Raw genomic sequence first — 8,937 nt, 5'->3', positions numbered from 1 at the left:
GAACAGCTCAGGCCATCGTCAGGCATCTACTCTGTAGGCGGCAGCCATCGCCGCGTCTTCTGAGGTTTACACAACCGCTGAGACTCGACGGTGGCTGTTTGCTGTCCACGGACAGGACCGCACCGTCACAGCAGGTCAGAACGGATCTCCTGTTGGAGTATTAGACGGGTCACTGACGCCGTTTAACACGGCCTTATGGCGATCCTGACTGCACCTCGGGAGTCAAGCCTCAACGTCGCATCGGCGAGATGATCAACTGAGTTCTTGAAGCTCGATGCCGAGCGCAGACGCCAGCGACAGCATGGTGAAGAAGCCTGGTTCTACTACGCGGCCGCATTCAATCTTGCGAAGCGTTGACACCGCGACCTGGGCCTGTGCGGCGAGCTGCTCCTGAGTCATTCCGCGGTCGGTACGCAGCTCGCGGAGCCGGGCGGCGAGCTGCTGAGCCTGCTCGCGAAACCGGCTTTCTTCACGTCGTGTGCGTCCCGCTGGCACGCTTGCAAGGGTAGTGATAAATTTTGCCCGGTCAAAATTTATCACAAAAGTGATCTTGTATTCCATGTGTCGAGGCAGTGGAGGTTGTTTGGTGGCAACGCGAACCGCGATCGAGTGGACCGAGGTGACCTGGAATCCCACGACCGGCTGCGATCGCATATCCGACGGCTGTGACAACTGCTACGCCCTCACCCTGGCCAAACGGCTCAAGGCAATGGGTGCCGCGAAGTATCAGCAGGACGGTGACCCACGTACCTCAGGTCCCGGCTTCGGGCTCGCGGTTCATCACGAAGCTCTGCAGCAGCCCTACAAGTGGCGCAGTCCCAGCGTGGTGTTCGTGAACTCGATGAGTGACCTCTTCCATGCCCGCATTCCGCTGGACTTCGTGCGGGAAGTCTTCGCAGTCATCGCCGACACCCCACAGCACACCTATCAGGTCCTCACCAAGCGGTCGGCCCGGCTGCGAAAGACCGCCGATCAACTCGACTGGCCGGCGAACCTCTGGATGGGAGTCTCGGTCGAGGATGACTCGGTTCTCACGCGCATCGACGACCTCCGCGAGGTACCCGCCGCAGTACGCTTCGCCTCCTGCGAGCCGTTGCTCGGCCCGTTGGAGAAAATCGACCTCACCGGCCTGCACTGGGTCATCGCCGGCGGCGAGTCCGGGCCCCGGCATCGTCCTGTCGATCCGGCATGGGTGACGGGGCTACGGGACCGCTGCGTCGAGGCGCAGGTGCCGTTCTTCTTCAAACAGTGGGGCGGTAGGACTCCGAAGCAGGGTGGGCGCCTGCTCGATGGGCAGCGCTGGGATCAGATGCCGACCGCTACGGCCGTGCACGTGCGATGAGCTTCTCTAGACGCGCTACCCGCCAATCACGGACCTGTCTTCTGCGTTCGACGACGTGGATCTGACGCGACCGCTCGAGGTCGTCGATCGCCTGCCGGACCGTAGGTTCGGTGGCAACGCCGTAGGCATCTCCGAAGATCTCCCAGGGCTGATCGACCAGCCGGAATGCGGGCCTCCTAGCGAGGAGACCACGCATATTGGCGGCGACGGCGCCTCGGGCTTGTCGCTGCTCGGAATCGATCTGACCCTCGACAGCATCGCCGAAGCTGAATAGCGTGTTGCTGACATCGTCTTCCACTGGCCCTAACGCACGCATCCACTCCTGCCGTGCCTGTGCCAGCGCAGTAGCGAAGACCCATACGCCGTGGCTGCGCCGGGTCAAGAACACCAGGTGGTAGACCGGCTGATGGTGGACACGCCGCCGGACCGGAATCGTCATGGGGTACATGCCGCCCGCCACGCCCAGCCGTCGCGCGTACTCCTCTACGACAGCGAAGGCAGCCCGCTCGAAGTCGCCGGCGGGGGACGACGCCTGCGCAGCCAAGGCAACCTCTCGCCACCATGGCCCACCACACGTGCGGTCCATCACGGCAAGAACGTCATGATCCAGCAGTCCTGCCTTGAGCGCTCCCGCTGCTCGCCTCGTCAGGTCCGCGCTGAAGTTGAGCAGCACCTCCGTTGCCGGCCAGAGGGATCTGCGGGGGCCGCTCACTGCTGCTGCCAGAGCGTCGTAGGGAAGATTCGCACCGCATGGATCGAGGAAGAGAAACAGCGGTACGCCCGACGCCCGTTCAATGATCAACGACAGATGCTGTAGTACGTCGTCGGGCAGCGTCTCGGCCCGCACACCTCTAGCGCGGTATTCCATCGCCACTGCGGCAAGCTGCTTGAAGTCTGCCGGCTTCTTCTCCACCAGGATCGGCTCGATAACGGCCCTGGTGGCACGCTCCGCCGTTCGCAACATTAGCTCGGCTGAGCCGGGCTGGCCATCCGGATAGCGGCCACGGCCGGCGAATCCGTCGACGACGACTACACGTCGCCCCTCCGCCTTGGATCCGGTCATCTCCGCGAAGGGCAATACATAGTCTTCGAGGAGCTTGTGCTTGAAGACGGACTGAGTGCGTTGCTGATCCAGTAGTCCTGACGAAGTCCCCTTAGCCACGGCACCCTCCCGTAGCTGAGTGTATCTAAGTATATCCATGGAGTCACTGTCGCTGCGCGTAAAGCTGTTGCTTACCTCTGCCTGCTCGACTCCGCGCCAAGGGTGTGTATCGAGCGGGTGGCCAGCCTAGAACATTTGTTCCAAGGCCGGTACGCTCGGCAAAGGAGGGATGACGATGGGTGACCGTACTGCCATCGAGTGGACCGAAGCGACATGGAATCCGACAACCGGATGTGATCAGGTCTCTGCGGGCTGCGACAACTGCTACGCCATGGCCCTGTCGAAGCGTCTACAGATGATGGGGCAGCCGCGGTACCAGCGCGATGGTGACCCGCGCACCAGTGGTCCCGGGTTCGGCCTGACGCTGCACCCCGATTCGTTGACTTTGCCGTTGACCTGGCGGCGACCACGACGGGTCTTCGTGAACTCGATGAGCGACTTGTTCCACGCCCGCGTGCCGGTGTCGTTCATCCGCCAGGTCTTCGAGGTCATGGCAGCGACCCCGCAACACAGCTATCAGGTGTTGACCAAACGGGCCCGCCGCCTTCGGCGACTGGCCGGCACCCTGCAGTGGCCATCTAACGTGTGGATGGGCGTGTCGGTGGAGGGTCGGCAGGTCGTGGATCGCATCAGCGACCTGCGAGAGGTGCCAGCCGCAGTGCGGTTCCTTTCGTGCGAGCCGCTGCTCGGACCGTTGCCGGCGTTGGACCTTGAAGGCATCGGCTGGGTTATCGCCGGCGGTGAAAGCGGCCCGAATGCGCGGCCGATGGAACTGGCCTGGGCCGAGGACCTGAGGGATCAGTGCGTCGAGGCGGGTGTGGCCTTTTTCTTCAAGCAGTGGGGTGGACGCACGCCGAAGTCCGGTGGGCGAGAACTCGACGGACGTACCTGGGACCAGATGCCGGCCGTCTCTACCGCTGCAGCCTAGGGAAAGACACCGTCACTCCCTCGGCGAACTGGCGTTTGCCGGGCGGCCGGTGCACCTCGATCGCGTCGTCTCTTTCGAGCCGGGCCAACACCGGTCGTACATGTGGGCGCCTATACGGCGTGTGGACCAGTGTGTGTTCGATGATCGACTCGACCACGAGATGGCGGTGACCCGCGAAGTTCCGCAGCAGTTCATCTTCCAGCGGGGCGAGATCCGGCTCGAGCTGGAACAGGACCTGCTCGCCGGCAAGACGGTCGGAGAACAGGTTTCCCCCGCCGGGGTCGATCTTCCACATGGCGTCTTTCATCAACTCGACGCCCTTGAGGTGGCGGGTTCCGTGGATCAGGTAGTAGCCGATATTGCCCGTTTTGTTGACCATCGCGAAGGACTGAACGTACGGGAAGCCCGCTTTCCTCTGCAGCTGCCTTTCGTAGACATTCTTGAGGTGTTCGACCCGGGAGACCGTGCCGTCGAAGTCGCGCATCACCTCGTCGACATCCAGCCCGAAGAGTCCACTGATCGCCTTCTCCTGGCCTTCGCGTTCGATGAACCGTTGCACGTGACCGACCATGAAGTTGATGAACACCTCGCTGCGCCCATAGTTCAGCAACTCGGCCAGCAGATCCATGGGCAACCCGCTGTAGCCGAACGGGTCGACGAAGACGAAAGACGGCGCCATCTTCCGTTTCTGCTCGCGCAGGTGACCGATCATGGCTGTGGCCTGCACATCAAAGACCTCGTTGACCACCACGGTCTTGACGTTCTTGGGCCACGGCGTCCTCGCGGCTTTGAAGGCGGCGATCTCCCGCTCCAGCGACTCAGCATTGTCCTTGTTCGCTTCGACCAGGTAGAAGACGAACTCTTTGCCGTGCATCCTGGGGAAGAAGCGATGCTCGACCAGGCGTCGTAGCGCGACCAACGGTGAACCCTCGGCGTCGTCGTTGTATCGGCCACGGCCGGCGAAGCCGTCGAAGAACAACACACGACCGTTCCAGCTCGACAGGATCGGAAACCAGCCGTCGAGGTACGAAGCAAGCATGTCGTGCTTGGCCTTGGTATGAGGCGGGCAGTCCCACTTCGAAGGATCTGCGTCGCTCTTGCCCATACCCGCCTCCATCCACCACGGCCAACGTGCTAACGCTCCGCAGTGATGATGCCACTGAAAGGAGTCATCGGGATAGCGTGAGAAGCAAGCCCGTTCACCGCCTCTATGCCGGCGAGTTGACGGATCGCCAACGCAGGAGGCTCAAGCCGGCGGGTTGATCTGCGGCTGTGGCGGTCGCCTATCCCCAGTGTCGGTGTCGGTAAACCCGGACCTCGCGTACGGGGATCTCGGACGAATGCAGTGGACGGTCGACGACAGGGCGGATCGTGTAGGGCGTGATCCGGTCAGCCTCGTCTCTCCCTGTATTGGCCGGATCGACGGAGCTATCGGCCGACTCGGTGTCATGGCGCGGCTTTTGGACGCGGTGAAGCCCAAGTCGAATGGCCGCGGCCTACACCCGGGCGGTTCCGTCGTTCTCTTCTTCCTGGCGGATTCGCTCGTACTGGCGATCCGCAGCGGCCACGCATGCAGAGCCGACTGCGTGCAGGATGCCGGGCACGATGCGTCGGGTGATGTCGCGGAAGATGGCGTTCGACGGGCGGCTGTCGCTGCGGTCGCTAGAGGAAGAGATCGTCATGTCTCGCAGCTTGGCACATTGGTTTTGAGCTACGCAAGAGGAGCCCTGTAGCCTTCTATCCCATGGGCGACTACGAGGGGCCGTTGCAGGTCGCGGCGGGGACTCCGGGCAACCAACGATTCGGCGTGGTGCTCAGGAGCCTGCGTCAGCGCAGTGGTCTTAGCCCGCAGCAACTGGCAGGCGAAGCCAGCGTGCATGTGTCGTTCGTTCGGGGGATCGAGCGTGGCGTCCAAGCCCCTTCGGTCACAACTGCGCGGCCACTGCTCGCGCATCTGCGAGAGCAGGACCGGATCCGCTGGCTAGACGGTGATCCTTGCGACCTATTGATCCGCGATCCCGAGACCGAGAGGGACATCGCCTTCACCTTTCAGGCGAAGGTGAAGGGCCAGAATCGAAGAGCCATGGATATTATGGCTGTCACCGCCTCGACCGTCGCGCGAAGTCCGGGCCTCCTGGCTCTCGCTGGCGCGGTGGCTGCGGTGCTAGCAGGAAAACCGTCCCTTGGTGGTGCCCTGACATCGATCGGAATGGACGCCGTGAGGTCGGGGACCACCTGGCCGGCATTCGGGTCTGCCGAATCGGAAACCTCCTCGACAACCGAATCAGGCGACGGCGTATCAGAACAGTCCGCCCCTGCCGACGCCGATAGATGGCGTCGGGTGACGGTCTTGCTCGCCGCGGCTGATGACGACTTGCTGGCTAGAGTGGAAAAGTTGCTCATCGAGCAGCTCGGCGATTCGTAGGCGACAGATTGCCTCTTACCGAGCGCTAACGGCACACTCGCGGTGGGCTCTGAGGCGCCGCGCAACCGCCGCCCTCGCCGGCTGCGCTGGCGGTCCAGCCCTGTCTGTCAGGGTGAGGTGAGGCCAGCAGTTGCGGAAAGGAAAGCTCATTCGGGCCCTATGGATCAGAAGCTTTCCTTTCGCGGTCGCTGTCAGTAACGGTCTTCGGCGGCGGCTCGGGCTGATGGCCGCGACCGTGTCGAGGATGGTTATCCGTGGGTGATCGCATGTTGCTACGGCGGGTATCACGACGCATTAGCCTCGGTGGCAGGGCGCTGGTACTTCGCCCTGGGCGGCACTGATTAGAGCGTATTTTACGCTGTGTGATGGTGTTGCGTGGTGATCCGGTGGTGATCGGATGTCGAGCACCGTTTTAGCACCAACCCTTTTACATCAGCACGGTGCGCCGACGGTGAGCATCCTGGTCCAAGGTCGGTTGGCTAACTCTTCCGTGACCAGCCACTATGCGGAGCGCCCGTGACCAGCGGAAACTCTAGGAAAGCCACTTCCCATGAGAGTGGCCCTAGAGTGGACGAATAAGTGCAAATCTCATGGCTACGGATCAGAAGGTTAGGGGTTCGAGTCCCTTCGGGCGCACTTCAGGAAATGGCTGTGACCTGCGGAAACGCGGTCATGGCCTTTTTCGTGGCCGTCGATTCACTGGTTCCTCGGCGCTGACCGCGATGGTCCAACCGCGCTGACGGGCCTTACGGCCGAATACGGCAGCGACGCGGCGAGCACCCAGCCGACCGGCCACGGGGAACAGATCGTTCCGTCCGCCGAAATCGAGAGGCGGCCGCTCGTCGGGGTGGTCGCCGCTGTGTGCCGGACGACCCGCGTTCGACCCGGAACATCTCCGGGGATGTCACCGCTGAGCGGTTCGGGTGAATCGGTGGGCCAGGTGGGTGAAAGCCTCGGTCAGCTCGTCGGGACCGACGACTTCGATGTCGGCGTCGTAGCGGGCGATGGCCGCGGCCAGGCTGGTCCAGGACCAGGAGCCGAGGGTGAGCCGGCAGCGGTCGGGGGTGATCTGCTCGACGACGCCGTCGCGGCTGTACAGGGCCACGGTGGCGGCCGGCAGGTCGAGGAGCACCGTGCCCCGGCACGGCCAATCTCCCGAAGCGTCGCCGGAGCCACGGAAGACGCTGGTGACGTACGCGGTGACGTCGGCGCCGGGCAGTGCGCGGGGTGTGAAGTGTGGACCGTTGGGGGTGCGCGGGCTGATCCGGTCGACGCGGAAGGTACGCCAGCCGTCGCGGTCGAGGTCCCATGCGACGAGGTACCACCGCCCGCCCCAGGTGATCACGTGGTGCGGTTCCGTGCGGCGCGGCGGGCTCGTGAGGTCGGAGCCGTAATCGAAGCGCAGGGTCTCGTGGGCGCGTACGGCGTTGCTGAGGGTCAGGAGCACGCCGGCGTCGACCGGTTCGGCCGGCCGTGTGGTGGGCTGCTGCACGGCGGTGACGTCGAGTGCGGCGATGCGGTGCCGTAGCCGGGAGGGCAGCACCTGGCGGATGGTGTTCAGCGCCCGTTCGGCGGCTTCGGCGAGGCCGCTGCCCGGGGTGGTCGCGGCGGTCTGCAGGGCGATCGTGAGAGCGACGGCCTGGTCGTCGTCGAACAGCAACGGGGGCAGTTCGGTGCCCGCGGCGAGCCGGTAGCCGCCGTCCGGGCCTTTGACCGCGGCGATGGGATAGCCGAGTTCGCGCAGCCGGTCGACGTCGCGGCGCACCGTGCGCAGGCTGATGTCCAGGCGGTCGGCGAGCACGGTGCCGGACCAGTCGCGACGGGTCTGCAGTAACGACAGCAGGGCCAGCAGGCGGGCGGACGTTTTCGGCATGGCCCTGATCCTGCCCGGAATAGGTGCCACTTCCTGGCACCTACCGCTGCGAGTCTTCATACCGAGACGACCACCAAGGAGTTTTCATGGCCATCACCACCACCACGCACCTGAACTTCCGCGGCGACGCCCGCGCGGCGCTGGAGTTCTACCAGTCCGTCTTCGGCGGCCACCTCACCGTCGTCGCCTACGGCGACTTCGGCATGCCCAAGGAACTGCCCGACGCCGACAAGGTGGTCTTCGGCCAGGTCACGGCCGACAACGGCTTCACGATCATGGCGTACGACGTACCCAGCCAGGCGCCCGCCGCCGCGCCGGCCGGAGCCACCACCCGTGAGTACGGCATGACGCTGACCAGCGCGCGGTTCTTCGTCTCCGTCCGTGGCGAAACCGTCGAAGAGGTCGGCGCGTTGTGGGACGGGCTCGCCGACGGCGCCGAGATCATCGAGAAGTTCGGCCCCTCCCCGTGGGCCCCGGGCTTCGGGATGTTGACCGACCGCTTCGGCGTCACCTGGATCCTCGACGTCGCCGTGGCCTACGCCGGCTGATCCTGCCGGCTTACTCGTCCTCCGGTGAGCACTTCACCGATGCGGGTGCGCAGATGGACAAGTGGCTCGGAATGACAAAGCGCTTCGTCATTCCGTCGTATCGGTAGACGACTTCGACGCCGGTCTTACTCGACTTGCCATTGCCGACGACGTCGAAGCCGATCTGGAATTCGATGGCCAGATCGCCGCTGTGTTCGAGGTTCTCGACCACCAGACCTCGCGGGTCGCGACCACCGGAATTGTCGCGGCTCGCGGGTGGGAACCCGTCGTCCTGCTGGAACCACCCCGACTGATGGCCTGCGGGGAGCATGTCCGGCACGACCCGGGCCAGCACTCCGACGACACGCAGGGTGGTGTCGTTGTCCAGGAGCGGCGTCACCGAGACGATCTCGACAGGCCCCGCGATGTCCGGCGAGATCTGCAGGTAGTTGAGGCCGTCGGTGAATCGGGTGCCCACCGATTTCGATCCCGCCCAGCCGTACGGCAACATCTCCGCCGTGTCCAGTTCGTCGCCGGGTGAGGCGGGCTGAGGCTTCTGGCGGCTCCACACCACGATGACGACCGCCACCGCAATGGCGAGGATCAGCGCCGCCGCGCGTGTGCCTTCCGGTGCCATCGGACTCCTGTCCCCCGTCCGAGCTACCCGCAAGTGTCTACCG

The 8,937-nt window shown here is 64.3% G+C and carries 10 protein-coding genes; 4 read left to right on the top strand and 6 right to left on the bottom strand.

Annotated elements, in window-relative coordinates:
* Positions 1–252: 252 nt before the first annotated feature.
* On the bottom strand, positions 253–561 hold the full coding sequence (locus ACZ3II_RS04870; protein ID WP_465516261.1) for a helix-turn-helix domain-containing protein: 309 nt from the start codon (positions 559–561) through the stop codon (positions 253–255).
* A gap of 25 nt (positions 562–586) precedes the next feature.
* Here ACZ3II_RS04870 and ACZ3II_RS04865 point away from each other — a divergent pair, with 25 nt between their 5' ends.
* Complete coding sequence (locus ACZ3II_RS04865; RefSeq protein WP_465516260.1) at positions 587–1,342, top strand: DUF5131 family protein; 756 nt, start codon at positions 587–589, stop codon at positions 1,340–1,342.
* Here the strand turns inward: ACZ3II_RS04865 and tcmP are convergent.
* Entirely contained in the window at positions 1,320–2,543 is a 1,224-nt protein-coding gene (tcmP, locus tag ACZ3II_RS04860; RefSeq protein WP_465516259.1) for a three-Cys-motif partner protein TcmP, read from the bottom strand. The genes ACZ3II_RS04865 and tcmP overlap by 23 nt on opposite strands.
* 136 nt (positions 2,544–2,679) lie before the next feature.
* Between tcmP and ACZ3II_RS04855 the strand changes: the two genes are divergently transcribed.
* Positions 2,680–3,432 (top strand): DUF5131 family protein, encoded by a 753-nt coding sequence (locus ACZ3II_RS04855; RefSeq protein WP_465516258.1) that lies wholly within the window; start codon positions 2,680–2,682, stop codon positions 3,430–3,432.
* Here the strand turns inward: ACZ3II_RS04855 and ACZ3II_RS04850 are convergent.
* Together ACZ3II_RS04850 and ACZ3II_RS04845 are read right to left on the bottom strand one after the other, a co-directional pair.
* On the bottom strand, positions 3,416–4,537 hold the full coding sequence (locus ACZ3II_RS04850; protein ID WP_465516257.1) for a three-Cys-motif partner protein TcmP: 1,122 nt from the start codon (positions 4,535–4,537) through the stop codon (positions 3,416–3,418). The two genes, ACZ3II_RS04855 and ACZ3II_RS04850, sit on opposite strands and share 17 nt — an antisense overlap.
* Positions 4,538–4,928: 391 nt before the next feature.
* The gene (locus ACZ3II_RS04845) at positions 4,929–5,114 is read right to left on the bottom strand and encodes a hypothetical protein (RefSeq protein WP_465516256.1); all 186 of its coding nucleotides are present in this window, start codon (positions 5,112–5,114) and stop codon (positions 4,929–4,931) included.
* A gap of 62 nt (positions 5,115–5,176) precedes the next feature.
* Here ACZ3II_RS04845 and ACZ3II_RS04840 point away from each other — a divergent pair, with 62 nt between their 5' ends.
* On the top strand, positions 5,177–5,857 hold the full coding sequence (locus tag ACZ3II_RS04840; RefSeq protein WP_465516255.1) for a helix-turn-helix domain-containing protein: 681 nt from the start codon (positions 5,177–5,179) through the stop codon (positions 5,855–5,857).
* 904 nt (positions 5,858–6,761) lie between these two features.
* Here ACZ3II_RS04840 and ACZ3II_RS04835 read toward each other — a convergent pair.
* Positions 6,762–7,730 carry a helix-turn-helix transcriptional regulator gene (locus ACZ3II_RS04835; RefSeq protein WP_465516254.1) on the bottom strand — a complete coding sequence of 323 codons (969 nt, stop codon included), beginning with the start codon at positions 7,728–7,730 and terminating at the stop codon, positions 6,762–6,764.
* A gap of 86 nt (positions 7,731–7,816) precedes the next feature.
* Here ACZ3II_RS04835 and ACZ3II_RS04830 point away from each other — a divergent pair, with 86 nt between their 5' ends.
* Positions 7,817–8,278, top strand: a complete 462-nt coding sequence (locus ACZ3II_RS04830) for a VOC family protein (protein ID WP_465516253.1) — start codon at positions 7,817–7,819, stop codon at positions 8,276–8,278.
* Positions 8,279–8,288: 10 nt separating this feature from the next.
* Here the strand turns inward: ACZ3II_RS04830 and ACZ3II_RS04825 are convergent, their stop codons facing one another.
* Positions 8,289–8,894 carry a hypothetical protein gene (locus ACZ3II_RS04825; protein WP_465516252.1) on the bottom strand — a complete coding sequence of 202 codons (606 nt, stop codon included), beginning with the start codon at positions 8,892–8,894 and terminating at the stop codon, positions 8,289–8,291.
* Positions 8,895–8,937 lie beyond the last annotated feature (43 nt).

It is taken from the genome of Actinoplanes sp. NPDC019969, assembly GCF_055562375.1.
This window is presented reverse-complemented; position numbering and strand designations above follow the sequence as displayed.